Origin of the sequence: Cupriavidus sp. SZY C1, assembly GCF_032190535.1 — a bacterium.
Lineage (GTDB): Bacteria > Pseudomonadota > Gammaproteobacteria > Burkholderiales > Burkholderiaceae > Cupriavidus > Cupriavidus pauculus_C.
In genome coordinates this window covers 21591-47100 of the sequence record NZ_JAUANU010000021.1, presented here as the reverse complement: position 1 = coordinate 47100, position 25510 = coordinate 21591, and the positions used below count along the sequence as shown (strand labels likewise).

The window sequence follows — 25510 nt, the reverse complement described above, 5'->3', positions numbered from 1 at the left end:
AACGCCGATTTGCTTACCGCTTGCGGGCCGGGCGTCCCGTCTTGCCAGCCGGCTTGGCCGGCCGCTTGGCCGCCGCCTTGCGCGGCGTCTTCAGGTGCGCGGGCTTCGGCTTGGCCGCACGCTTTTCCGGCTTGCCGGCCGGCGCCTTGCGGCCCGAATGTGCCGGGTGTCCGACATTGGCTTCGCGCGGCTTGACCGGCGTAATCACCGCTTCGAACACGGGTTGCTCTTCGATCACGCGGTCGAGCGTTTCGTCGAACGATTCCTCCGGCTTGGACGTTCCGCCCAGCAGCGCCGCCAGCTGGCGCCCCTTCTTGCGCGCCGGCACCGCGTGGGCGGCCGGTACGCGCGGCTGTTCGGGCACGCCGGCGCGGGCGCGCAGCGTCTTGGCCGACGGCTCCTGCACCAGGCGGAAGTCAATCTTGCGCGCGTCCAGGTCCACGCGGGACACCTGCACGCGCACCCGATCGGTCAGCCGGTAGCGGATGCCGGTGCGCTCGCCGCGCAGTTCGTTGCGTGCCTCGTCGTACTGGAAGTAGTCGCTGCCCAGTTCGGTCACGTGCACCAGGCCCTCCACGTACAGCTCGTCGAGCTGCACGAAGATGCCGAACGAGGTAACCGCGCTGATCGTGCCGGCGAAGTCGCTGCCGAGCTTGTCGCGCATGAAGTAGCACTTCAGCCAGGCTTCGACGTCGCGCGAGGCTTCGTCCGCGCGGCGTTCGTTGGCCGAGCAGTGCAGCCCCAGTTCGTCCCAGATGCCCTCGTCGCGGCGGGCGCGGGCGGCGGCATTCTCGGCGCGCTTCTCGGCGTCGGCCGCCTGCATGCGGCGCGCCTTCGGCGAAATCTGCGTGTTCAGCTCGGTGCCCGTCACAAAGGCCGGGCGGTACTTCGTATGCGCCAGGATCGCCTTGATCGAGCGGTGCACCAGCAAGTCCGGATAGCGGCGGATCGGGCTGGTGAAGTGGGCGTAGGCCTCGTACGCCAGGCCAAAGTGGCCGATGTTGTCCGGGCTGTAGACGGCCTGCTGCATCGAGCGCAGCAGCATCGTCTGCAGCATCGGCGCGTCGGGGCGGGACTTGATCTTGTCCATCACCTCGGCGTAATCCGATGCCTGCGGCTTGTCGCCACCGCCCAGCGACAGCCCGGCCGTGCGCAGGAATTCGCGCAGGTTCTTGAGCTTTTCCTCGCTCGGCCCCGCGTGGATGCGGAACAGCGCCGGATGCTTGAAGCGCTCAAGGAAGTCGGCCGCGCAGACGTTGGCCGTCAGCATGCATTCCTCGATCAGCCGGTGGGCGTCGTTGCGGGTGCGCGGCAGGATCTGCTCGATCTTGCCCTGCGCGTTGCAGACGATGTAGGTCTCGGTGGTGTCGAAGTCGATCGCGCCGCGCTCGCGCCGGGCCTTGAGCAGGACCTGGAACAGCTCGTACAGGTTCTGCAGGTGCGGCACCAGCTCGGCGCGCTTGTGCGCCTCCGGGCCCTTGGTGTTCGACAGGACGGCCCAGACCTCGTTGTAGGTCAGCCGCGCGGCCGAGTGCATGACGGCCGGGTAGAACTGGTACCCCTTCAGCTCGCCCTTGGCCGTGATCACGGCGTCGCAGACCATGCAGAGGCGATCGACGTTCGGGTTCAGCGAGCAGAGGCCGTTCGACAGCTTCTCGGGCAGCATCGGGATCACGCGCCGCGGGAAGTACACCGACGTGGCGCGGTCCAGCGCGTCGGCGTCCAGCGGCGTGCCGGGCCGCACGTAGTGCGACACGTCGGCAATCGCCACGATCAGGCGCCAGCCCTTGGTTCGGCCGATCTTGACCGGCTCGCAGTAGACCGCATCGTCGAAATCGCGCGCATCCTCGCCGTCGATCGTCACCAGCGGCACGTCGCGCAGGTCGATCCGGTGATCCAGATCGGCGTCGCGCACCTCGTCGGGCAGTGCCTGGGCTTCCTTGGCGGCGGCGGCCGAGAACTCGTGCGGCACGCCGTACTTGCGCACCGCGATCTCGATCTCCATGCCGGGGTCGTCGATCTCGCCCAGCACCTCCACCACGCGGCCCACGGGCTGCACGTAGCGGTCCGGCCATTCGACCAGTTCGACGCTGACCACCTGGCCGACGCGGGCCTTGCCCTGCGCCTTGGGCGGGATCAGGATGTCCTGCCCGATGCGCTTGTCCTCGGGCGCCACCACCAGCACGCCGTTCTCGGACAGCAGGCGGCCGATCACGAAGCGGTTGGCGCGCTCGACGATCTCGACGATCTGCCCCTCGGGCCGGCCGCGACGGTCGTACCCCACCACGCGCACCTGCGCGCGGTCGTTGTGCATGGCCTTCTGCAGTTCGCGCTCGGGCAGGAAGATGTCGTCCTCACCGTCGTCGCGGATCAGGAAGCCAAAGCCATCGCGATGGCCCTGCACGCGCCCGACCACGAAGTTCGGTTGATGGGCCAGCTCGTAGCGGCCCTTGCGATTCAGTTCGATCTGGCCGTCGCGCTCCATGGCGGCGAGCCGTTTCTGAAAGCCGTCATGCTCCTTGCGCGTGACGGCCAGGGCCTTGGCGATATCGCCGGCCGACAGGGGCGACCCCGAAGTTCTCAGTACGCCGAGGATTTCTTCCCGGCTGGGGATCGGATAGTTGTTCTGATTCAATTTTTCTCGAAACTATTTGACAAACGTTTGACGGTCGCTATAATGGCCGCTTCGGTTGTTTCGACACCTGCCCAGGTGGCGGAATTGGTAGACGCACTAGGTTCAGGTCCTAGCGGTGGCAACACTGTGGAGGTTCGAGTCCTCTCCTGGGCACCATCTTCGAGACCCTGCTCCACGAGCAGGGTCTTTTCATTTGTACGCCCAGGAAGGGACGTCCTTGAGGACGTCGCGCGGGGACTCGAATGGGTTGCGCCTGCCAGCGCAACCCCGGGGTCGCGCCCGGGTGACCGAGTCCTCTCCTGGGCACCAGAGATTCAGCGAGAAACCCGCAACGCACGTTGCGGGTTTTTTGTTTTTGCGTCGCCGAATCGTTCAAACCCTCTCCTCTCGTTGCCTTGTCCATCGCTCGTTTCTTACAGCGAGCCGTGGATGAGTGTATCAGTTTCAGTGTCGATTCCGGCATTATCTCGCCATCTTCCCCCATTCCATCGCCAAAAATACATCGGCCTGTGCCGCCAAATCACCGGTTGACGGCCAGAGTATCTGTAACTATCATGGTTTCACATTGAGATTTCCGCATGAGCACCAGTAGCCGGTTCGCCGTTGCCGTCCATATCCTTACCCTGCTGGCACAGGCCGAAGGCCCGATGCCGTCGTCGATGATCGCCGGCAGCGTCGGTACCAACCCGGCGCTGATCCGGCGCATGATCGGCGCGCTGACCGAGGCGGGGTTCGTGACGACGACGATGGGCAGCACCGGCGGCGCGATGCTGGCGCGGCCGGCGTCGGCCATCACGCTGCTCGACGTGTTCCGCGCCACCGAGACCACCGCGCTGATCACGCTGCACCAGAGCGCGCCCAATCCGGCGTGCATGGTCGGCCGCGAGATCACGGGCGCGCTGCAGACGGTGGCCGATCGTGCCCAGGCGGCCATGGATGCCTCGCTCCAGGCCATCACGATTGCCAGCATGCTCGACGAGGTCGAACATGCCGCCCGGCGCCGCAAGCGCTGATTTTTTTACCCCAATGTGTAACCGATATGGTTTCACATCAACCCTGATCCGAAAGGAGTCGAACATGAAGATCGCCATCATCGGTGCCACCGGCAACGTCGGCAGCCGCCTGACCGAGGAGGCTGTGCGGCGCGGCCATGCAGTGACCGCCCTCGCCCGCAAGGCGTCGGCCCTACCCGCCCGCGACGGCGTCACGACCCGCGACGTCGACATCGCCGACGCCCCGGCCCTGACGCAGGCCCTGGCCGGCCACGACGTCGTCATCAGCACTGTGCGGTTCCTGCAAACCAGCGCGGCCCAGATCACCGCGGCGGTCAAGGCGGCTGGCGTGCGGCGCCTGCTCGTGGTGGGCGGCGCGGGCAGCCTGTACGTGGCGCCGGGCGTGCAACTGGTCGATACGCCGAGCTTTCCCGATGCCTACAAGGCCGAGGCGTCGGCAGGTCGCGATTTCCTGAATGCGTTGCGGGGCGAGGCGTCGCTGGACTGGACGTTCCTGTCGCCGTCCGCCCTGTTCACGCCGGGCGAACGGACGGGCCGGTTCCGCCTGGGGAAGGACGATCTGCTCACCGCCGCAGACGGCAAGAGCTGGATCTCCATGGAAGACTATGCCATCGCCATGCTCGACGAAATCGAGCAGCCCAGGCATGTGCGGGAGCGTTTTACGGTGGGGTACTGATGCCCCGGGCCCACCCTCCCCGTGCGGGAGCGTGGGCCGGCGCGGCGCCGCGCGTCAAGCGGCGCTGTCGTCTTCCAGCAGGCTGGCGCGCTTGCCGCGCTTGAGCCAGGCAGCCAGGTTGTGCGGGCGCAGCGTGTCGTATTCCTCGAACGGCTGGTGGATCCAGGGGTTCGACGGCAGGAACGTCACGTGGTAGTCCGGCTCGACCTTCGAGCACGCCTTGTACCAGAGCACGGCCGAGCGCACGTCGGTCACGGCCGGATAGCGCTCCTTCAGGTGACGGCCCACGCGTTCCAGCGTCACGCCGGAATCGACCAGGTCATCGACCAGCAGGATCTTGCCGGACAGTTCGCCACGGGTCATCGTGATGTACTGCGCGATGTCCAGGTCGCCCTGCTGGGTGCCGGCTGCCTCGCGGTACGAGCTGGTGGCCAGGATGGCCAGCGGCACGTCGAAGATCCGCGACATCTGGTCGCCCACGCGCAGGCCGCCACGGGCCAGGCACAGGATCTTGTCAAACTTCCAGCCCGACTCGTGCACGTTCAGCGCCAGACGCGCGATCAGGCGGTGGTATTCATCCCAGGAGACCCACAGGTTCTCTTCGTCATTGGTTGGCAGGTTCATGGCGTCTTTTCTGCTATGGGCCGCGTCGGGCCCGTTTGATAAAGCATCGGCCCGCTGGTCGCGGGCCGAATGGCTTTTGTGAGGCCGCGACGCTCATGGCGCCACGGTCATGCTCACGGAGACTTCCGTCGCGTCAGGCGACCTGGTACGGATGGCGCAGCAGGATCGTCTCGTCGCGGTCCGGGCCGGTCGAGATCATGTCGATCGGAATGCCGACCACTTCCTCGATCCGCTTCAGGTACACGCGGGCCGCTTCCGGCAGCGCGTCCCAGGTCTTCACACCGAACGTCGACTCGTTCCAGCCCGGGAATTCCTCGTAGATCGGCTTGCAGTTCGCCACGGCGTCCGAGCCGCGCGGCAGGATGTCCACCTGCTTGCCGTCCAGTTCATAGCCGACGCAGAGGTTGATCGCCTCCAGGCCGTCCAGCACGTCCAGCTTGGTCATGCACAGGCCCGACACGCCGTTGATCTGCACCGAGCGCTTGAGCGCGGCGGCATCGAGCCAGCCCGTGCGGCGCGGACGGCCGGTAACCGAGCCGAATTCCTTGCCGACGTTGGCCAGGCGCACGCCCACGGCGTCCTGGCGGGCCGGGTTGTCGTTGTCGTACAGCTCGCTCGGGAACGGACCGGCGCCAACGCGCGTGCAGTAGGCCTTGGTGATGCCTAGGATGTAGTTCAGGCGGCCCGGGCCGACCCCCGCACCCGCGGCGGCCGCACCGGCCACGCAGTTGCTCGACGTGACGAACGGGTACGTGCCATGGTCCACGTCCAGCAGCGTGCCCTGGGCGCCTTCGAACATCAGGTTGCCGCCGGCCGCGTTCACGGCGTACAGCTCGGCCGACACATCGGCCACCATCGGCTTCAGGCGCGGCGCGTAGGCCAGCATTTCGTCCAGGATCTGCTGGTAGTCCACCGCTTCGGCGCCCAGGTACTGGGTCAGCATGAAGTTGTGGAAGTCCACGTTCTCGCGCAGGCGCTCGGCAAAATGCTGCGGATCGAACAGGTCCTGCACGCGCAGCGCGCGGCGGGCAACCTTGTCCTCGTAGGCCGGGCCGATGCCGCGGCCCGTGGTACCGATCTTGGCGGCGCCACGGCGGGCTTCGCGCGCCTTGTCGATGGCCACGTGGTACGGCAGGATCAGCGTGGTGGCTTCGGAAATGCGCAGGCGGTTCTGCACCTGCAGGCCGGCGCCCTCCAGTTCCTCGATCTCACGGAACAGCGCCTCGGGCGACAGCACGACGCCGTTGCCGATGTAGCAGACGGTGCTCTCGCGCATGATCCCCGACGGGATCAGTCGCAGGATGGTCTTCTTGCCGCCGATGATGAGCGTGTGGCCAGCGTTGTGGCCGCCCTGGAACCGCACCACGCCTTTTGCATGATCGGTAAGCCAATCGACGATTTTTCCCTTGCCTTCGTCACCCCACTGGGTTCCGATCACGACGACATTGCGTCCCTGGCCTACTGCGGATGCGGACATGTTGAATTGGTCAGAAGGTTAAAAACGTATTCTACTCTCGTTGTTCTACGGTTCCGGCTTTTCACACGTCCGTGTCACAGACGTTTGGGATCCATTCCGGGCGATCATGGGACGCCACGGGCAGCAAACGTCATGCGAGAGCAACTGGAGACGCCGGCACGATATGGCCGGCTCGCAAACAAACAGGTCAGCGCGGCACGACAACCCAGGTGTCGCCCTGGCGCTGCAACTGGCGGTCGCAGTTGAACTCGTCGAGTTCATGCGTATGGCCGGGCAGCGACTGGATCACGATCTCGCCGGCGGTGCGCAGCGCGGCAATCGTCGTGCGCAGGGCCGGATCGGCGTCCCACGGCGCGTACACCGCCTGGGCGCGCACTTCCACGGGCGACAGCGCCGCCACCTCGCGCAGGTCGAGCGAAAAACCGGTGGCCGGCCGCGCACGGCCGAACGCCTCGCCCACCTTGTCGTAGCGGCCGCCGCGGGCCACGTAGTTCGGCAGGCCCGCCACATAGGCCGTGAACATCACACCGCTGTGATAGTGGTAACCGCGCAAATCGGACAGGTCAATATTCACGCTCGCGCCGCGCACCTGGGCGGTCAGTGCGGCCAGTTCATCGAGCGCTCGGCCAATCGCCGGGCTGGCGGGCAGCGTCTGGCGGGCCTTTTCGATCACTTCCACACCACCGTACAACGTCGGCAGCGCCAGCAGCGCATTGCGCTCGGTCTCCGGCATGCCCTGCGTCAGTTCGCGCAGCGCCGGCACGTCCTTGGTTTCCAGCGCGGCAAACAGCGCATCCTCGATCTGGCGCACCGACGGCAGCGCCGCCAGCAGCGCTTCCAGGATGCCAGCGTGGCACAGGTCCAGACGTACGTCGCGCAGCCCCGCCACCTGCAGCGCGGCCAGCATCAGCTCCTGGATCTCGACGTCTGCTTCCAGACCGGCATGGCCATAGATTTCCGCACCGATCTGGATCGGCTCGCGCGTGGCGTGGAACCCGGCCGGGCGCGCGTGCAACACGTTGCCGGCATAGCACAGGCGCGTTACGCCGGGACGGTTCAGCAAGTGCGCGTCGATCCGCGCCACCTGCGGCGTGATATCGGCACGCAGGCCCATCGTACGGCCCGAAAGCTGGTCCACCAGCTTCAGCGTGCGCAGGTCCAGGTCGTGCCCGGTACCGGTCAGCAGCGACTCCAGGTACTCCAGCATCGGGGGCATGACCAGCTCGTAGCCATAGGTGCGGAACAGGTCCAGCATGCGGCGGCGCAGTTCTTCGATCTTGCGCGCTTCCGACGGCAGGACGTCGGCAATGTTTTCAGGCAGGAGCCAGCGGTTGGACATGGGGGTCTCTTCTATCAAAAACCTGGCCGGCGGGATGCACCCCTCCAGCCGGACAAAACCCCGGCGGACCGGGGTTCTGTCGAATGTTGCGTTTCGGGGCACCTGTCGTCAGACGCGATGCCCGGTGCGCGCCGTGCGCGCTACTTCTTGCCGCCTGACGCGGCCGGCGCCGTGTTGCCGCCCGACGACCGCATGTAGCGGAAGAAGTCGGAGTTCGGCTCCAGCACCATCACGTTGCCCTTGTCGCGGAACGTGCTGCGATAGGCTTCCATGCTGCGCCAGAACTGCGCGAAGTTCGGATCCCGGCCGAAGGCATCGGCATAGATCTGCGACGCCTTGGCATCGCCCTCGCCCTTGACCATCTGGGCATCACGGTACGCCTCGGCCAGCACCACTTCACGCTGGCGATCGGCGTCGGCACGGATTTTCTCACCTTCCGCGGCGCCGGTCGAACGCAGTTCGTTGGCCACGCGCTTGCGCTCGGCCTCCATGCGGCGATAGACCGACTCGCTGATCGCGGGCAGCAGGTCCACACGCTTGAGACGCACATCCAGGATCTCGACGCCCACGGACTGCGCGTATTCGGCCATGCCGACGCGGATGTTCTGCATGACCTTTTCACGCTCGCCGGCCACCACGTCGGTCACCGTGCGCTTGCCGAATTCCTCGCGCGCCACGGCGTCGATCCGCTGCGTCATGCGGTCCTGGGCGCCGCGCACGTTGCCGCCAAAGGCGACGAAGAATTTGCGCGGATCGGTGATGCGCCATTTGACGAACCAGTCCACGACCATCGACTTCTTCTCGGCGGTCAGGAAGCGCTCGTTGGCGGCCACGTCGATCGTCTGCAGGCGGCGGTCCATGAAGACCACGTTCTGCAGCGGCGGCGGCAGCTTGAAATGCAGGCCCGGCTCGCGCACGACCTGCTTGATCTCGCCGAAGGCGAACACCACGGCGTACTGGCGCTGGTCGACCACGAACAGCATCGACGACACGACGGCCAGCAGGATGAACAGGCCAATGGCAAAGGAAATCAGTCGATTCATGACGGTCTCCTTAGCGTACGTCGCGATCGCGGTTGCGCATCGATTCGCGCGAGCGGATGTCCGGCGACGGTGCTTCCGTCGTCGGCGGCGCAGTCGTGCCCGGCGCGGCGGCCGGCGGCGTGGCGCCCTGCACCTGCGACATCAGCTTGTCGAGCGGCAGGTACAGCAGGTTGTTGCCGGCCTTGGCATCGACGAGGATCTTGTTCGAGTTGCTGTAGATCTGCTGCATGGTCTCCAGGTAGATGCGGTCGCGGGTGACCTGCGGCGCCTTCGCGTACTCGGTCTGCACCGAGCGGAAGCGCGATGCGTCACCTTCGGCCTGCGCCACCACGCGGGCCCGGTAGGCCTCGGATTCTTCCTTCAGGCGCGCCGCCGTGCCGCGTGCGCGCGGCAGGATGTCGTTGGCGTACGCCTGGCCTTCGCTGATCGCACGCTCGCGATCCTGGCTGGCCTTGTTCACGTCGTCAAACGCGGCCTGCACCTGCTCGGGCGGCTGCACGCTCTGGACGTTGACCGAGATCACGCGGATGCCGGTCTTGTATGCCGACAGGATCGACTGGATCGACTTGGCCAGGCCCTGCGCAATCTGCTCGCGGTTCTCGTACAGCACCGCGTCCATCTTGTTGCGGCCGACGATCTCGCGCACCGAGGTCTCGGCGGCCTGCGTCACCAGTTCCTCGTCGCCACCGCGGTCGGTCTTGTTGAAGAACAGGAATTCGCTGGCGTCCTGGATGTCGTACTGCACCGTGAAGCGGACGTCGATGATGTTCTCGTCCTGCGTCAGCATCGACGAGTCCTTGAGGTTGCTGTCCTTGATCGACGTCGCGCGGCCCACTTCCACCGAGCGCACGGCCGACAGGTTGACCACCTCGGCCGACTGGATCGGCCACGGCGCGCGCCAGTTGATACCGGGGCCCGTGGTGTACTTGAACTTGCCGAACTGCAGGATCACGGCGGTCTGCCCTTCCTGCACCATGAAGAAGCCGCTGGCCAGCCAGATGCCGATCACGGCCGCCACGATCACGCCGGCGCCGATGTTCGAGCCCCTGCCCGACGGGCGCGAGCCGAAGCCGTTGCCCTGCCCGCCGCCGCCGTTGTCCTTGCGGCCCAGCAGGCCGTTCAGGCGGCGGTTGAAGTCGCGCCAGAGCTCGTCCAGGTCGGGCGGGCCATCCTGCGGCCGCTGGTTCTGCTGGCGGCTCTTGTCCTTGTCTTCATCGTCCTGACCGTTACGGCCCCAGCGGGGGTCGTTCAAGGAGAAGATGGCGCGCAGGCGCGGCCAGCGAGCAAGCCGCGCGGCGCGGCTGCCTGGCACGAAGTGCGAGTCAGGATTCCGAGGGAACAGGGGCATGAAGGGCACGGGTCCGGGAAAGTTTGGAACAGGGGGATTCTAGCAGCCATCTTGATCACTTTTGCTCAAAATCCCCCAATCGGGCCGCCATTGGCGGCAATGCTTGCTCAGTTGGGGTAGTTGTCGCCGGCAACCGGGCGATTCCCGGGTCCGTTTTCCGCCTCGTCATCGGGCTCGGGCAGGCCCTGGCCGTCGCTTCCCCCCGCCAGCCCGCCACCGTCCAGCCGGGGATCGTACGGGGCCGGCTCGCCCGGCCGGGTGGCCAGCCACTGGGCCACTTCGACGATGGCCTCGCGCAGCGCGTCCAGGCCCAGGCCGTCGCGCGCCGACAGGAATACCCGCGTCGGCACGCCGTCCTCGTTCCGCTCCACGCGCGGGCCAAGTTCCAGCAGTTCGGGCGCCGCGTCGATCTTGTTCATGACCACGATCTGCGGGATGTCCAGCGCGTCGATTTCCGCCAGCACCCGGTTCACCTGCTCGATCTGCTCGTGGCGCACGGCGCTGGACGCGTCCACCACGTGCAGCAGCAGGTCGGCGTGCACGGTTTCGTCCAGCGTGGCGCGGAACGCTGCCACAAGCTGGGTCGGCAGGTCGCGGATGAAGCCGACCGTATCCGACAGCACGACGTTGCCCAGCCCGTCCAGGAACAGGCGCCGGGACGTCGTATCGAGCGTCGCAAAGAGCTGGTCCGCGGCGTAGGCCCGGGCCTTCGTCAGCGCGTTGAACAGCGTCGACTTGCCGGCGTTGGTATAGCCGACCAGCGAAATGCTGAGCGTATCGTTGCGGGCACGGGCGCGGCGCTGGGTATGGTGCTGGCGCTGCAGCCGCGCCAGATCGGTCTTGAGCCGCTTGGCGCGGTCGTCCAGCATCCGGCGGTCCAGTTCGAGCTGCCGCTCGCCGGGGCCGCCGCGCATGCCGATCCCGCCCTTCTGCCGCTCCAGGTGGCTCCACGCCCGCACCAGTCGCGACGCCTGGTATTGCACCTGCGCCAGTTCCACCTGCACCTTGCCGACGTGGCTCTGCGCGCGCTGGCCGAAGATATCGAGGATCAGGCCGGTCCGGTCGATCACGTGGCGGCGCAGGAACCGTTCGAGGTTCCGCTGCTGGGCCGGGCTCAGCGCGTGGTTGAACACCACCACGTCGGCATCCAGCGCGTCCGCCGCCTCCTTGAGCTCCTCGGCCTTGCCGGAGCCGATGAACAGCGCCGGGTCGGGGCGCGAACGCTTGCCGGTCAGCGTGTGCACCGGCACCGAGCCGGCCGTGGTGGTCAGCAGCGCCAGTTCGGAAAGGCTTTCCTGGAAATCATGCTTGCCGAAATCCACGCCGACGAGGATTGCGCGCGAGGGATCGGTCTGGGAAGTAGCTCTGGGTTGCAAGCGGGTGGACGCGGGGCGCCGGATAAATGTTGGAAACGGTGGGAAATCCGATTGTCAAGACAATGGTCGCGACCACGGGCCGCGGCGCGGCAACCTGCCGCATCGGGCGGCCGTCAGGCAGCGGGACAGGTGCGGAGTCGATCGGAAACCGGAATTTGAAGAGGCGGCCCGTTCGGGGCAACGCTGGCGGCTCGCGCCGGAGGACGGCGGGACAGGAACGTGCAGCGTGGACGGCCGCATGGCAATGCGGCCACCCACGAATGAGGGAAAATCAGCCCTCGGAGGAATCATCCACACGGAAATTGACCGCGCGCGCCGGCACGACGGTGGAAATCGCATGCTTGTACACCATTTGGGTCACGGTGTTGCGCAGCAGGACGACATACTGGTCGAACGACTCGATATTGCCTTGCAGCTTGATGCCATTGACGAGGTAGATGGAAACCGGCACGTGCTCTTTGCGCAGCGCGTTAAGGAACGGGTCTTGTAGCAATTGCCCTTTGTTGCTCATGGCACACTCCAAAATTATAGATTTAGTGATGGATCATGGGGACGAAAGTCCCCGGTTCAAGTCAGTTGGCGCAAAAACGCGCCAGAAAAAAGATCAAAACGGTACCAAGCTGGCATCAACGCGCAGGGCTCCCCCTGCTACCGTGAATTTAGCCGCAGTTCCAAACGAACGCAAACGAAACTTCGGACGAGGATGGGCACCTTTCTGGCTCAATCCTTCGAGTCCGCGTACGGGTTTTTGTTCGTACGGAATTCGATGCGCAATGGCGTGCCCTTGAGCTTGAACGCCTCGCGGAAGCGGTTCTCCAGGTAGCGCTTGTAGGCATCGGTCACGTTCTGCAGGCCGTTGCCGTGGATGACCACGATGGGCGGGTTGGAACCACCCTGGTGCGCGTAGCGCAGCTTGGGCCGCGACACGCCGGCGCGCTTGGGCTGCTGGAATTCCACTGCCTCGTGCAGCACGCGCGTGAGCTGCGGCGTGGGCAGCTTCACCATCGCGGCGGCGTAGGCGTCGTCTACCGAACGCAGCAGCGCGCCGATGCCGGTGCGCTCCTTCGCCGAGACGAAGTGGAAGTTCGCAAAGCCCAGGAACTGCAGCTTGCGCTCCAGGTCGTGCTTCACGCGGTCGCGCTGGTGGCCGTCCAGGCCGTCCCACTTGTTCACGCCCACGACGAGCGCGCGGCCCGATTCGACGATGAAGCCGGCGATATGGGCGTCCTGCTCGGAGATGTCCTGCTGGGCGTCCAGCAGCAGCACCACCACGTTGGCATCGGCAATCGACTGCAGCGTCTTGACCACCGAGAACTTCTCGATGGCCTCGAACACCTTGCCGCGCTTGCGCAGGCCGGCCGTGTCGATCAGCGTGTACGGCTTGCCGCCGCGCTCGAACTCCACGTAGATGGCGTCGCGCGTGGTGCCCGGCATGTCGAACGCGATCACGCGCTCCTCGCCGATCAGCGTGTTGACCAGCGTGGACTTGCCCACGTTGGGCCGCCCGACGATGGCGATCTTGGTGCCACGCTGGTTGGCCTCGGCTTCCTCGGCCAGCTCGGGCCGCTCCTGCACGGCCAGTTCCAGCGCCTCGTCCACCAGCTCGCGCACGCCGTCGCCGTGCGTGGAGGAGATCGCGTACGGATCGCCCATGCCCAGCTCGTAGAAGTCCGCGGCCACCGAGGTGTACTTCATGCCTTCGGCCTTGTTGACCGCCAGCATGATGCGCCGGCCGGTCTTGCGCAGGTAGTCCGCGATCACGCGGTCCTGCGGCGCCAGGCCCAGGCGGCCGTCCACCAGGAAGATGACGACGTCGGCCTCCACCACGGCCTGGCGCGTCTGCTTGGCCATTTCGGCGACGATGCCGTCCTTGGCCACGGGCTCGAAGCCGCCCGTGTCGATCACGATGAACGGACGATCGCCGATGCGGCCCTCGCCATAGTGGCGGTCCCGCGTCAGGCCCGGCAGGTCGGCGACGAGTGCGTCGCGCGAGCGGGTCATCCGGTTGAATAGCGTCGACTTGCCCACATTAGGGCGGCCGACGAGTGCGATAACTGGTTTCATGCAATAAATGGGAACAGGGGGCGGCCTGCGCCGTCCCCCAGCAACTCCGGAGTCATGTTGAGCCGACAACCGCCGTGGGCATCACGGCTGGCCACGTCTGTCGGGCGTCCTGTCGGGGGGCAAGTCGGAGCCAGACGCTCCGTCCCGCCGTGTTGCACGACCAGGGATCATGCTACCGGATTGGCGCCGGCCGTGCGACAGGGGCACGGCCGGGCCGCGTGCGCCAGCACGCGGTACGATGGCGGCCCCGGCACGGGCCGCCGCTGGCAATCAGTTCGGCACGAAGCCGTACACGTCGCCGTCGCGGGTCTGGACCACCAGGGTCTGCCCGGCGATGACCGGCGCCGCGCTGATGGCGCTGCCGTCGGTCTTCATGCGCGCGACGATGGTGCCGTCTTCCCGCGACAGGAAGTGCACGAAACCTTCATAGTCGCCCACCACCACCGAGCGGCCGATCGTGGCCGGCGCACCAAGCTGGCGATAGCGCAGGTCCGTATTCTTCCAGCGTTCGTTGCCGTTCTGACGATCGAATGCGAACACCGCCGACGTCTCGTCGCTGGAGAACAGCGAATTCTCGTCCTGGGCCAAGCCCATCGGCGACGAGAAATCCTTGCCCCACTGCGGCTGGCCGTTGGCCAGTTCCAGGCAGGCAATCCGGCCCTGGAACGTCGTGGCGCAGACCTGGCGACCCAGCACGGCCGGCACGCCGGTCACGTCGTTCAGGCGCTCGATTTCCGACACGCCCTTCGGATAGGACACGGTGCTTTCCCAGCGCAGCACGCCGTTGCCCGGGGCCAGCACGCCCAGCTTGCCGCCCGGGAAGCCGGTCACGATGCCGTCGCCGGCATAGACCATTCCCATCGCGGCGCGCAGGTTCAGCGCGGCCTGGGAGCGCTGGTAGATCCAGCGGCGGTCGCCGGTGCCGGCGTCCAGGCCGATGACGCGCGTATCGGTCGTACGCACCACCACCAGGCCGTTGCCGACCAGCGGCGCCGACAGGACTTCGCCATTGACCTGCTTCTTCCAGATCTGCTTGCCGGACTTGTCGAACGCGTAGATCGCGCCCTTCTCGCCCGCGACGGCGGTGGTCTCGCCGTCCGAACCGGGGCCCGACGTCAGGTCGCGGTCGGTCTTGGCCTTCCACAGCGTCTGGCCGCTGGCCGCGCTGATTGCCATCACCGTCCCGCTCTTGCCGGACACGTACACCGCATCGCCAGCCGCCACGGGCGCCATCACATACGGGCCACTCTTGCCCACGTCGGCCTTCCAGGCCTGCTTGACCGACAGCGTGGCCGACACCGGCTTCAGCTCGGTAGGCGGATGCTTGTTTTCCTTGCTGAACAGCGAGCAGCCCGCCAGCAGGCCCAGGCAGGTGCCGGCCACGAGCGTGCGGGTTGCGGCTGTGCGAAGCAATGACGTCATAGGATGCGTTCCGATATTTTTTGAGAGGGTCCGCGGTCCGCTCACGCGGTGCCCAGCGCGTCGAGCTTGAACTGGATGATCTGGCGCATGCCGGCTTCGCCGGTGCCCAGCTTTTCCAGCGCACGGCGGTAGGCGGTGCGGGCCTCGTCACGCTTGTCCTGGGCGGCCAGCAGGTCGCCGCGGCGGTCCGCGAACAGCGCTTCGTACTGCGCCGGCGCGTCCTTGAGCAGCGCCAGGCCCTGGTCGTACGCCTTCTCGTCGAGCAGGATGCCGGCCAGGCGCACGCGCGCCACCGGGGCGTAGTCTTCGCCGCCGTGGTCGATGGCCCACTGAAGCTGGGTCTTGGCGCCTGCCAGGTCGCCAGCCTCGTACAGCACCTTGGCGGCGGTCAGCGCGCTCATCGGGCCGTAGGCGGTGCGGCCGAACTTGTCTTCGAGGTCCGTGGCGGCGCGCTTGACGCGGTCGGCGTCGCGCGCTTCGGCGGCCTTCGTCACCTGCTCGTAGAGCTGCGCGGCATCACCGGCCTGCGAGCGCTGCCAGTACTTCCAGCCGGACCAGCCCGCAAAGGCCAGCAAGAGCACAATGACCGCCCACGTGACGGCGTTGCCGTACTGTGCCCACCAGGCCTTGAGGCTCTCAAGCTGTTCCTGTTCTTCTAGATCGTAAGCCATGTCGAGGCAGTTACCTGCGTTGGTTGAAATTGACACGGCCGCTTCCTTCCAGGACAGCGGCCGTGCGGCACTTGTCTGACGACGCGCCTGTTGCCCGTCGTCCTATTGCTCGTCGTCCTCGTCGTCGTCCGCTTCCAGCGCGTCCACCATCCGTTCGATGATGAACTCCACCACGGTCTCGGCCGGGATGCTGGTCTGCGGACCGCCCTCGGCGGCGTTGCCGCTGCGCAGTTGCTTGACCGCCACCGTGCCGCCGGCGATTTCGTCGTCGCCAATGATAACGGCAAAGGAGGCGCCGCTCGCGTCGGCGCGCTTCATCTGCGACTTGAAGCTGCCGCTCTTGCCGTCGGGCGTGGCGTGGAAGAGCACGTCCAGGCCGGCGTCACGCAGCCGTTCGGCCGCGATCATCGCCTGCTCGCTGGCGGCCTGGCCCTGGTGGACCATGTACACGTCGCAGCCCTGGGCCTCAGGGGCCAGCTTTTCCTCGCGCAGCAGTTCGATGATGCGCTCGATGCCCATCGCCCAGCCGCACGCCGGCGCGGGCTTGCCGCCCATCTGCTGGATCAGCGGATCGTACCGGCCACCGCCCGCGATCGTGCCCTGGGCGCCCAGCTTGTCGGTGATCCACTCGAACACCGTCAGGTTGTAGTAGTCCAGGCCGCGCACCAGGCGCGGGTTGATCTTGAACGGGATATTGTTGGCCTTCAGGATGCGCTGGACGCCCTCGAAGTGCGCCAGCGACTCGGCACCCAGGAAGTCGATCAGCTTGGGCGCGTTGGCGGCCATCTCCTGCAGCGCCGGATTCTTGGTGTCCAGCACGCGCAGCGGATTGGTGTACAGGCGGCGCTTGCCATCCTCGTCGAGGATGTCCTTGAAGCCTTCCAGGTACTTGACCAGTTCCTCGCGGTGCGCGGCGCGCTCGTGCGCCTGGCCCAGCGAATTCAGCTCCAGCCGCACGCCGGTCAGGCCCAGGTCGTCCCACAGGCGCTGGCACATCAGGATGATCTCGGCATCCACGTCCGGGCCGGCAAAGCCCAGCGCCTCGGCGCCAAGCTGGTGGAACTGGCGATAACGGCCGCGCTGCGGCCTTTCGTGGCGGAACATCGGGCCCGTGTACCAGAGGCGCTTGGGGCCGTCGTACAGCAGGTTGTGCTCGATGGTCGCGCGCACGGCCGCGGCGGTGCCTTCCGGGCGCAGCGTCAGGTTCTCGCCATTGAGCGCGTCGGTGAAGGAATACATCTCCTTCTCGACGATGTCGGTCACTTCGCCAATGCCCCGCACGAAGAGCTGCGTATGCTCGACGATCGGCGTGCGGATCTGCTGGTAGCCATAGGCGCGCAGCATGCTGCGCGCGGCGTTGTCGAACAGTTCCCACAGCGGGGCATCGGCGGGCAGCATGTCGTTCATGCCCTTCACGCCCTGCAGTGCCTTGTCGGCCTTCGTCTTGTCTTCGCTCATGTTCTCTTCGTGATACCGGTGGTGTCCTGGCGCCCCTGCGCTCAGGCCACCGCTTCCTGTTGCTTGGCCTGCTTCGCGCCGGGACCGTAGTGCGAGCGGACGTATTCGTCCACGATCGCCTGGAAGTCCTGGGCAATGTTGTCACCCCGCAGCGTCTTGACCTTGACGCCGTCGACGAACACCGGCGCGGCCGGCGATTCGCCCGACCCCGGCAGCGAGATGCCGATGTTGGCGTGCTTGCTTTCGCCCGGGCCGTTGACGATGCAGCCCATCACGGCCACATCCATTTCCTCCACGCCGGGGTACTGGTCCTTCCAGACCGGCATCTGCTCGCGCAGGTACGACTGGATGCTGGCGGCCAGCTCCTGGAACGTCGTGCTCGTGGTGCGGCCGCAGCCCGGGCAGGCAATCACCATCGGCGTGAAATTGCGCAGGCCCATGGTCTGCAGGATTTCCTGGCCGACGTAGACCTCCTTCTCGCGCGGCGCGCCCGGTTCCGGCGTCAGCGAGATGCGGATCGTGTCGCCGATGCCTTCCTGCAGCAGCACAGACAGCGCGGCCGTCGAGGCCACGATGCCCTTGCTGCCCATGCCGGCCTCGGTCAGCCCCAGGTGCAGCGCGTATTCGCAGCGGCGCGACAGCTCGCGGTAGACCGCCACCAGTTCCTGCACCTGCGACACCTTGCACGACAGGATGATCTGGTTGCCCGGCAGGCCGATTTCCTCGGCCTTCTGCGCCGATTCGATCGCCGACGTGATCAGCGCCTCGACCATCACGCTCTGCGCGGGCCACGGCTCGGCGCGCTGGGCGTTCTCGTCCATGATGCGCGCGAGCAGGTCCTGATCCAGGCTGCCCCAGTTCACGCCGATGCGCACCGGCTTGTTGTAGCGGCACGCCATCTCGATCATCTCGGCGAACTGCTTGTCGCGCTTGGCGCCCTTGCCCACGTTGCCGGGATTGATACGGTACTTCGACAGCGCCTGCGCGCACTCGGGATAGTCGTGCAGCAGCGTGTGGCCGTTGTAGTGGAAGTCGCCCACCAGCGGCACGTTCACGCCCATCCGGTCCAGCTGTTCGCGGATGGCCGGCACGGCGGCGGCGGCCTCGGGCGTGTTCACGGTGATCCGGACGATCTCCGACCCGGCGCGCGCCAGTTCCTTGATCTGGATGGCCGTGCCGATGGCGTCGACCGTGTCCGTGTTCGTCATCGACTGCACGCGCACCGGTGCGCCGCCGCCGATCGTCACGATGTTGTCGCCCCACGCGACGCTGGCCTGGCGCGACACGCGGCGTGGCAGCGGACCCGGGATCACCGGTTGGGAAGCTTTCTGGTGCATTGCGTTACCACCTTCAAATGGCATGGCTGATTGCGCGGCCCGGCCGCATTACTGCAGGGTCAGGCGCGCCACGTTGTTCCGGTCGGCGGCCTTGAAGTTGACCGGCGCGCCATTGTGCGCCATCGACTCCACGCCCTTCACGTTGCCGAGCACGACCTTGTAGGGACCACCCGCGCCGCTGCCGGCCACGGCGTCGCCGGCCTTGCCGGTGCCGCCCATGATGACCTTGCCGGTGCGGTCGCGCACTTCGTACCAGGTATCGGCGGCAAAGCGGATCTGGACCGCGCCGTCGCCGGTGGCGGCCGGTGCGGCAGGCGCACCAGGCGTGGCGGCCGTGGCCGTCGCGGGCACCTGCACCGGCTGGGCCACAGGCTTGTCCTGCGGCAGGCCCACCGCGCCGCCAGTGGCCAGCGGCATGCCGGTGGCGGTGGTCGGCGTGGTCGTCGTCGTTGTCGTTGTCGTAGCCGATGCCGGCGACGCCTCGGACGGCGCGGGCGAATCGTTGCCGGCCATCACCGGCGGCAGCGCGGCCGATACCGTGCCGTCACCATTGCTTTGCGTCCCGCCCTCTTCCGCCGGCTTGTCGGCCGCGCGGTCGCCGGCCGGCGCATCGGCGGCGGCCTGGTTGTGCGATTCCAGCCATGCCTTGGCATGGTCGTAGCCGAAGTACACGCCGGCGCCAGCCAGCGCCAGCACGCAGACCAGCCACAGCCAGCGGCCACCGGCGCCGCCCGTGCCCTTGGCCTTGCCGCCAAAGCGCTTGCGGTCGTCGAACGCCTGGTTCAGCGCGCCTTCGTGGCGACGGGTGATGCCGGTTACCGGCATGGCCTGCGCCTGGGCATGGTATTGGCCCAGCAGGCCATCGATATTGATCTGCAGCGTGCGCGCATAGGCCCGCATCACGCCCTTGGCGAACGTCACGTCCGCCAGGCTCGACACATTGCCCGCCTCGATCGCCACCAGCTTGCTCGGCGCCACCTTCAGCCGTGCGCCGACATCCTCCAGCGACAGGCGTTGCGCCTCGCGACCCTCTTTCAGTTGCGCCCCGATCTCGCGGGCCACTGCCTCGCGGTCGGAGTCTGTCGCGCCGCCTGCAACTTGCGTTGCGGCCTGGCTGCCGGCGCGCTCTTCTTCATTCATCCCAAGCTCCTCTCTCGTATGCGGTCAGCTCGCGCGAATCGGGGAAACGGTTACGCAGTTCCGCGATCATCGCGCCCTGCGTCTGGGTATCGCCCTGCCGATGGGCAATGCGCGCACCCAGCCAGAGGGATTGCGCGGTGGCAAAACGGCTGCCATTGATGCGGCCAGCGAATTGCCGGGCTTGTCCCATGTCCCCGCGCTGGAAATACAGTTGCGCGAGATTCATGAGCACTGACGGATCATTCCGGTCATATCCGTAGGCCGTCTGCAGATATTTTTCTGCCCCGGCAAAGTTGCCGTGGCGCAATTCGCAGACGCCCAGGTTGGTCAGCGGCTTGATCGGCCCATTGGCCGACGGGGCCTGCACGGCGCGTTCCAGCGTCGCCTTGCCCTCGGCGTAGCGGTTGGTCTGGCACTGGAACCAGCCGTAGTTGTTCAGGATGTCCGGGTCGCCCGCGCGCATGCCCAACGCGGTACGGAAGCTGTCCTCGGCCAGCGCGTTCTCGTTCATGCCCATGTAGATCAGGGCGCGTACGTGATAGGCGTCGACGTTGGCCGGATCGATCGCGATGGCCTGCTTGACCTCGTCAAGCGCCACCGGGTACTGGCGCGCCTCCAGGTACTGCGTCGCCAGGCGCAGCCGGAGCGCGGCGCGCTTGTTCGCGGCGGTCTGGTCGGAAGCAGTCTTGATGTCCTGCGTGGGCCCGGCGGGCAGCGTGCAGGCGGACAGCATCAACAGCCCTGACAGGGCAGCGACAAGCAGACGGATCATGCAGGACGGGCCTCCCGAGCGCTGCCGGCAACCACCGGCACCAGTGGCGTGATCTTGCCGAACTTACCGCGCTCGGCCAGGCGGGTGCGATCCATGACCTCGCCGGCCAGCTGGCCGCACGCGGCGTCGATGTCGTCGCCACGGGTCTTGCGGATCGTCGTGACGATCCCCGCGTCCATCAGCACCTGGGCGAAGCGGCGGATCTGCTCGTTGTTCGAGCGCTTCAGCCCCGACTCGGGGAACGGATTGAACGGGATCAGGTTGAACTTGCATGGCACGTCGGCCACGAGCTTCAGCAGTTCCCGGGCGTGCTCGACCGTGTCGTTGACGTTGTCGAGCATGCAGTATTCGAAGGTGATGAAATCGCGCGGCGCGAACTCAAGGTAGCGGCGGCATGCCGCCATCAGTTCGGCCAGCGGATACTTGCGGTTCAGCGGCACCAGCACGTCGCGCAGCGCATCGTTCGAGGCGTGCAGCGACACGGCCAGCGCCACGGGCAGGTCCTTTGCCAGGCGGTCCATCATCGGCACCACGCCGGACGTGGACAGCGTCACGCGGCGGCGCGACAGCCCGTAGGCGTTGTCGTCGAGCATCAGCCGCATGGCCGGCACGACGGCATCGTAGTTCAGCAGCGGCTCGCCCATGCCCATCATCACCACGTTGGAGATGACACGGTCGTCCTTGGGGCCGCGGCCCAGTTGCTCGCGCATGGCGAACTCGGCCATCCAGAGCTGGCCGATGATCTCGCCCGTGCTGAGGTTGCGCGAGAAGCCCTGCTTGCCGGTGGAACAGAACCGGCAGTTGACGGCGCATCCGGCCTGGGACGACACGCACAGCGTGCCGCGCGTGTCCTCGGGGATGTACACCGTCTCCACCGCGTTGCCGGCGCCCACGTCGAGCAGCCACTTGCGCGTGCCGTCGGCGGACAGGTTGTCCGTGATGATGGCAGGCGCCCGGATCTCGGCCCGCGTCGCGAGCTTTTCGCGCAGCGACTTGGCGAGATCCGACATGGCGTCGAAGCGGCTGGCGCCGAACTGGTGGATCCAGCGTTGCAGCTGCCGTGCACGGAACGGCTTCTCGCCGAGCTCGCCGCAATAGGCGGTGAGCGCGTCCGCGTCGAGATCGAGCAGGTTGACGAGAGAGTTCATGACGGCAGTTTCCAGCGTTGCTACAGGTTCAGTCGTGATGTCAGAGACAATCAGCGGCTGTAAACGTTCATGCCCGGGAAGAAGAACGACACTTCCACGGCAGCCGTCTCGGCGGCGTCCGAGCCGTGCACGGCGTTCGCGTCGATGCTGTCGGCGAAGTCGGCGCGGATGGTGCCCTTCTCGGCCTTCTTCGGGTCGGTGGCGCCCATCAGCTCACGGTTCTTGGCAATGGCGTTCTCGCCTTCCAGCGCCTGGATCATGACCGGGCCGGAGACCATGAAGTCCACCAGGTCCTTGAAGAACGGACGCTCCTTGTGCACTGCGTAGAACTGCTCGGCTTCGCCGCGCGACAGGTGCACCATCTTGGCAGCAACGACTTTCAGGCCGGCGGCCTCGAAACGGGCGTAGATCTGGCCGATAACGTTCTTGGCCACGGCATCCGGCTTGATAATCGACAGGGTGCGTTCGATCGCCATGAAAAACTCCGAAAAATGAAGGGGTTACAAATGGATTAAACGTGCAATTCTAGCACGACCGCATGGCGGATTCGAGCGCGTGCCGGCATGACTTGAAAGACGCCCGGACGCACCGGCACCGTGCCGCAGATTATGCGTCGGAAAGCACATTACATTGTTGAAATGCGGGAACAGATACCCGGCACTTGCGTCAAAATGTCTGCGTTTTCGGAAAACAACTACTGACAAGGATAATTGTCAAGACAAGGGCCCTTGCAAATCCGCGGGCGCGATGCCACATTGGCGCTGTGCGGCCGGGTTACCCCGGCGCCTCACGTATCTCAGATGACAGGAGTCATGATGAACAACAAGCTGAATACCTATGGATTCGGCAACAGCGCGGGCGTGACCGATGTGGCCGTCCGCAACCGGGTCCTTCGCAATACCTACTGGCTGCTGGCCATCTCGATGATCCCGACCGTGCTCGGCGCGTGGATCGGCGTGGCCGCCGGCTTTGCGGGCCTGGTCGCCGGCAGCCCGGGGCTGTCCGCCATCCTGTTCCTGGCCGTCGCGTTCGGCTTCATGTTCGCCATCGAGAAGACCAAGAACAGCAGCATGGGCGTGGTCCTGCTGCTGGCCTTCACGTTCTTCATGGGCCTGATGCTGGCGCGGATCCTGAGCCTGACGCTGTCGTACTCGAACGGCCCGGCGCTGATCATGTACGCGTTCGGCGGCACCGCGGCCGTGTTCGGCGTGATGGCGACGATCGCCACGGTCAGCAAGCGCGATTTCTCGGGCCTGGCCAAGTTCCTGTTCGTCGGCGTGATCCTCCTGATCCTGGCCAGCATCGCCAACATCTGGCTGCAACTGCCGGCGCTGATGATCACGCTGTCGGTCATCGCCATCGCGATCTTCTCGATCTTCATCCTGATCGACGTGCAACGCGTGGTGAACGGCGGCGAGACCAACTACATCACCGCCACGCTGGCGATCTACCTGGACGTCTACAACGTCTTCGTGAACCTGCTGGCCCTGCTGGGCATCTTCGGCGGCAACCGCGACTGAGCGGCGCCGCACCCAATGAAACAGCCGCCCTCGGGCGGCTGTTTTTTTGTCCGGTCCCGTCGCGCCAGGGCTCAGTCGCGGTCGAACACGGCGATCGATTCGACGTGGGACGTGTGCGGGAACATGTTGACCACGCCCGCACCGCTGAGCCGGTATCCGGCCTCGTGCACCAGCAGGCCGGCGTCGCGCGCCAGCGTGGCCGGGCTGCACGACACGTAGACGATCCGCTTCGGCAGCAGGTCGCTGCCGGCCTGGTTCAATTCGCCAAGCGCCTTGCAGACGGCCAGTGCGCCCTCGCGCGGCGGATCGACCAGCCAGCGGTCGAACCGGCCCAGCGCCGCGATGTCCTCGGCGGTCACCTCGAACAGATTCCGGCACGCGAACGACGTCTTGTCGGCCAGCCCGTTGTACTCGGCATTGGCCAGCGCGCGCGTGGTCAGCGCCTCGCTGCCCTCGATGCCCATCACCGACGCGCCCTGCGTGGCCAGCGGCAGCGTGAAGTTGCCGATGCCGCAGAACAGGTCCAGCAGGCGGTCAGACGGCTGGGCGTCCAGCAGGCGCAGCGCCCGGCCGATCAGCACGCGGTTGATCTGATGGTTGACCTGGGTGAAATCGGTCGGCTTGAACGGCATGCGGATGCCGAACTCGGGCAGCGTGTAGGCCAGTTCCTGCTCGGCCGGGTAGAACGGGTAGACCGTGTCGGGGCCCTTGGGCTGGAGCCAGAACTGCACGCCGTGCTGGTCGGCGAAGGCGCGCAGCAGGTCCTTGTCGGCATCGGTCAGCGGTTCCAGAATCCGAAGGACCAGCGCGGTCACCTCGTTGCCGACGGCCAGTTCGATCTGCGGCATGCGGTCGCGGATCGACAAACCCGTCACCAGTTCCCGCAGCGGCACCAGCATCGCCGACACGTGCGGCGGCAGGATCTCGCAGCGCGTCATGTCGGCCACGTAGCTGCTCTTGCGCTCGTGGAATCCCACCAGCACCCCGCCCTTCTTGGCCACGTAGCGGACCGTCAGCCGCGCCCGGTAGCGATAGCCCCAGTCCGGGCCGGCGATGGGACGAAACACCACATCGGGCTTGACCTTGGACAGGTGCCAGAGGTCGTCTTCCAGCACGCGCTGCTTGATGGCTAGCTGCGCGCGCGCGTCCAGATGCTGCATCGAGCAGCCGCCACAGACGCCAAAGTGCTGGCAACCGGGCGTCACGCGCATCACCGACGACTGCCTGATCTCGACCAGATGGGCCTGCTCGTAGCTCGGCTTGCGCCGGTAGCTCCGGTACGCCACGGTCTCGCCGGGCAGCGCGCCTTCGACGAAGATCACCTTGCCGGGCGTGCCGTCCTCGTTTTCCAGGCGGCCGACGCCACGCGCCTCCATGTCGAGGCTGTGGATCGAGACCACGGGATCGGCGGGCACGGGCGTGGCGGATGCGGCGGGTGCGGCACCCGGCTGGCCCGCTTGCTCGGGCTGGGGAGTAACGACGGCTTGAGACACCAGAGGGACCTGACGTATTGTTTTGCGAAAGCGCGATTGTAGTCCAGTCATCGCGCCGTCACGAAGCAGCACGTCACAGGAGAGACGGCGATGGAACTCGTTTCCTGGAATATCCAGTGGGGACGCGGCGCGGACGGCAAGGCCGACCTTGCGCGCACCGTTCGCACGATCCGCGGCATGGCGGACGCCGATGTCATCTGCCTGCAGGAAGTGACGCGCGGCTTTTCCGACATCGACGGGAATCCGCAGCGTGACCAGGTGGCGGAGCTGACCGCGCTGCTGCCGGGCTATCGCGTGATCTTTGCGCCCGGCGTTGACCGGACGCACGGCGACGGCACGCCGCGCCAGTTCGGCAACGTCATCGCCACGCGGCTGCCCGTGCGCGAGATCTTTCGCCATGCCCTGCCCTGGCCGGCCGATCCCGATGTCGCGTCGATGCCGCGCGTGGCGCTGGAAGTCACCGTGCTGGCAGGCACCAGCCCGCTGCGCGTCATCTGCACGCATCTGGAGTACTACTCGAAGCCCCAGCGCGAGGCCCAGGCCGACGCGCTACGCCAGTGGCACACCGAGGCGTGCGACCACGCGCGCCGGCCGGGCAAGTCCGAGAAGAAGCCGGGCCCGTTCACGCCCGAGCCGCGCCCCACCGCTGCGGTGCTGTGCGGCGACTTCAACAGCAAGCCCGATGACGTGGCCTACCGGCGCGTGCTGGAGCCGTACAGCGACGGCACGGTGAACTGGAAGGATGCCTGGTGCCAGATGCACCCGGGCCAGGACCATGCGCCAACCTGCGGGCTGTACGACAAGGAACAGTGGCCCGAGCCGGCGTTCGCATGTGATTTCGTCTTCGTGACCGAAGACCTGCTGGGCGATGTCAGGCGCTGCGAGGTCGATGCCGGTACCGATGCATCGGACCATCAGCCGATCCACCTGAGCCTGGCGCGCTAAAGGCCGGGA

At 66.5% G+C, this 25510-nt stretch carries 22 protein-coding genes and 1 tRNA gene; 5 read left to right on the top strand and 18 right to left on the bottom strand.

Annotation, left to right across the window (positions count from 1 at the left end; all coding sequences use genetic code 11):
- Positions 1-13: 13 nt before the first annotated feature.
- Positions 14-2635 carry a ribonuclease R gene (rnr, locus tag QTN24_RS23850; RefSeq protein ID WP_313840093.1) on the bottom strand — a complete coding sequence of 874 codons (2622 nt, stop codon included), beginning with the start codon at positions 2633-2635 and terminating at the stop codon, positions 14-16.
- 69 nt (positions 2636-2704) lie between these two features.
- On the opposite strand from rnr, the gene QTN24_RS23845 reads away from it, so the two are divergent.
- From QTN24_RS23845 to QTN24_RS23835, 3 genes are all read left to right on the top strand, one after another.
- A tRNA-Leu gene (locus QTN24_RS23845) sits at positions 2705-2791 on the top strand.
- 422 nt (positions 2792-3213) lie between these two features.
- Entirely contained in the window at positions 3214-3648 is a 435-nt protein-coding gene (locus tag QTN24_RS23840; protein WP_313840092.1) for an Rrf2 family transcriptional regulator, read from the top strand.
- A 64-nt stretch (positions 3649-3712) separates the two neighbouring features.
- Positions 3713-4324 (top strand): NAD(P)-dependent oxidoreductase, encoded by a 612-nt coding sequence (locus tag QTN24_RS23835; protein WP_313840091.1) that lies wholly within the window; start codon positions 3713-3715, stop codon positions 4322-4324.
- A 54-nt stretch (positions 4325-4378) separates the two neighbouring features.
- Here QTN24_RS23835 and QTN24_RS23830 read toward each other — a convergent pair whose 3' ends face one another.
- The 16 genes from QTN24_RS23830 to ndk all read right to left on the bottom strand — a co-directional run bounded on the left by QTN24_RS23830 (position 4379) and on the right by ndk (position 22019).
- Complete coding sequence (locus tag QTN24_RS23830) at positions 4379-4948, bottom strand: phosphoribosyltransferase (protein ID WP_124683980.1); 570 nt, start codon at positions 4946-4948, stop codon at positions 4379-4381.
- A 133-nt stretch (positions 4949-5081) separates the two neighbouring features.
- The gene (locus tag QTN24_RS23825) at positions 5082-6425 is read right to left on the bottom strand and encodes an adenylosuccinate synthase (protein WP_124683979.1); all 1344 of its coding nucleotides are present in this window, start codon (positions 6423-6425) and stop codon (positions 5082-5084) included.
- A 187-nt stretch (positions 6426-6612) separates the two neighbouring features.
- Positions 6613-7764: an ATP phosphoribosyltransferase regulatory subunit gene (locus QTN24_RS23820; RefSeq protein ID WP_313840090.1), complete on the bottom strand. Its 1152-nt coding sequence runs from the start codon at positions 7762-7764 to the stop codon at positions 6613-6615.
- Positions 7765-7904: 140 nt separating this feature from the next.
- Positions 7905-8807 carry a protease modulator HflC gene (gene hflC, locus QTN24_RS23815; protein ID WP_124683977.1) on the bottom strand — a complete coding sequence of 301 codons (903 nt, stop codon included), beginning with the start codon at positions 8805-8807 and terminating at the stop codon, positions 7905-7907.
- A gap of 10 nt (positions 8808-8817) precedes the next feature.
- Positions 8818-10155 (bottom strand): FtsH protease activity modulator HflK, encoded by a 1338-nt coding sequence (gene hflK, locus QTN24_RS23810; protein WP_313840089.1) that lies wholly within the window; start codon positions 10153-10155, stop codon positions 8818-8820.
- A 107-nt stretch (positions 10156-10262) separates the two neighbouring features.
- On the bottom strand, positions 10263-11531 hold the full coding sequence (gene hflX, locus QTN24_RS23805; RefSeq protein ID WP_313840088.1) for a GTPase HflX: 1269 nt from the start codon (positions 11529-11531) through the stop codon (positions 10263-10265).
- Between the two features lie 271 nt (positions 11532-11802).
- Positions 11803-12042, bottom strand: coding sequence for an RNA chaperone Hfq (gene hfq / locus QTN24_RS23800; RefSeq protein ID WP_066733804.1), 240 nt, complete (start codon positions 12040-12042; stop codon positions 11803-11805).
- A 209-nt stretch (positions 12043-12251) separates the two neighbouring features.
- Positions 12252-13595 carry a ribosome biogenesis GTPase Der gene (gene der, locus QTN24_RS23795; protein ID WP_124683974.1) on the bottom strand — a complete coding sequence of 448 codons (1344 nt, stop codon included), beginning with the start codon at positions 13593-13595 and terminating at the stop codon, positions 12252-12254.
- A 270-nt stretch (positions 13596-13865) separates the two neighbouring features.
- The gene (gene bamB, locus QTN24_RS23790) at positions 13866-15017 is read right to left on the bottom strand and encodes an outer membrane protein assembly factor BamB (RefSeq protein WP_124683973.1); all 1152 of its coding nucleotides are present in this window, start codon (positions 15015-15017) and stop codon (positions 13866-13868) included.
- Positions 15018-15058: 41 nt separating this feature from the next.
- On the bottom strand, positions 15059-15688 hold the full coding sequence (locus QTN24_RS23785; protein ID WP_124683972.1) for a YfgM family protein: 630 nt from the start codon (positions 15686-15688) through the stop codon (positions 15059-15061).
- A gap of 102 nt (positions 15689-15790) precedes the next feature.
- Positions 15791-17146: a histidine--tRNA ligase gene (gene hisS, locus QTN24_RS23780; protein ID WP_313840087.1), complete on the bottom strand. Its 1356-nt coding sequence runs from the start codon at positions 17144-17146 to the stop codon at positions 15791-15793.
- A gap of 41 nt (positions 17147-17187) precedes the next feature.
- On the bottom strand, positions 17188-18483 hold the full coding sequence (gene ispG / locus QTN24_RS23775) for a flavodoxin-dependent (E)-4-hydroxy-3-methylbut-2-enyl-diphosphate synthase (protein ID WP_313840086.1): 1296 nt from the start codon (positions 18481-18483) through the stop codon (positions 17188-17190).
- Between the two features lie 48 nt (positions 18484-18531).
- On the bottom strand, positions 18532-19623 hold the full coding sequence (locus QTN24_RS23770) for a RodZ domain-containing protein (RefSeq protein ID WP_313840085.1): 1092 nt from the start codon (positions 19621-19623) through the stop codon (positions 18532-18534).
- Entirely contained in the window at positions 19616-20395 is a 780-nt protein-coding gene (pilW, locus tag QTN24_RS23765; RefSeq protein WP_124683968.1) for a type IV pilus biogenesis/stability protein PilW, read from the bottom strand. Before pilW ends, QTN24_RS23770 begins: the two co-directional genes overlap by 8 nt.
- The gene (gene rlmN / locus QTN24_RS23760; protein ID WP_124683967.1) at positions 20392-21543 is read right to left on the bottom strand and encodes a 23S rRNA (adenine(2503)-C(2))-methyltransferase RlmN; all 1152 of its coding nucleotides are present in this window, start codon (positions 21541-21543) and stop codon (positions 20392-20394) included. The genes pilW and rlmN overlap by 4 nt, the downstream gene beginning before the upstream one ends.
- Before the next feature lie 50 nt (positions 21544-21593).
- Positions 21594-22019 (bottom strand): nucleoside-diphosphate kinase, encoded by a 426-nt coding sequence (gene ndk / locus QTN24_RS23755; protein ID WP_124683966.1) that lies wholly within the window; start codon positions 22017-22019, stop codon positions 21594-21596.
- 339 nt (positions 22020-22358) lie between these two features.
- Between ndk and QTN24_RS23750 the strand changes: the two genes are divergently transcribed.
- Positions 22359-23063: a Bax inhibitor-1/YccA family protein gene (locus QTN24_RS23750; protein WP_124685090.1), complete on the top strand. Its 705-nt coding sequence runs from the start codon at positions 22359-22361 to the stop codon at positions 23061-23063.
- Positions 23064-23134: 71 nt separating this feature from the next.
- Here QTN24_RS23750 and rlmD read toward each other — a convergent pair whose 3' ends face one another.
- Entirely contained in the window at positions 23135-24556 is a 1422-nt protein-coding gene (gene rlmD / locus QTN24_RS23745) for a 23S rRNA (uracil(1939)-C(5))-methyltransferase RlmD (protein ID WP_409559080.1), read from the bottom strand.
- A 90-nt stretch (positions 24557-24646) separates the two neighbouring features.
- Here rlmD and QTN24_RS23740 point away from each other — a divergent pair, with 90 nt between their 5' ends.
- On the top strand, positions 24647-25501 hold the full coding sequence (locus QTN24_RS23740) for an endonuclease/exonuclease/phosphatase family protein (protein WP_313840083.1): 855 nt from the start codon (positions 24647-24649) through the stop codon (positions 25499-25501).
- The last annotated feature ends 9 nt before the right edge of the window (positions 25502-25510 follow it).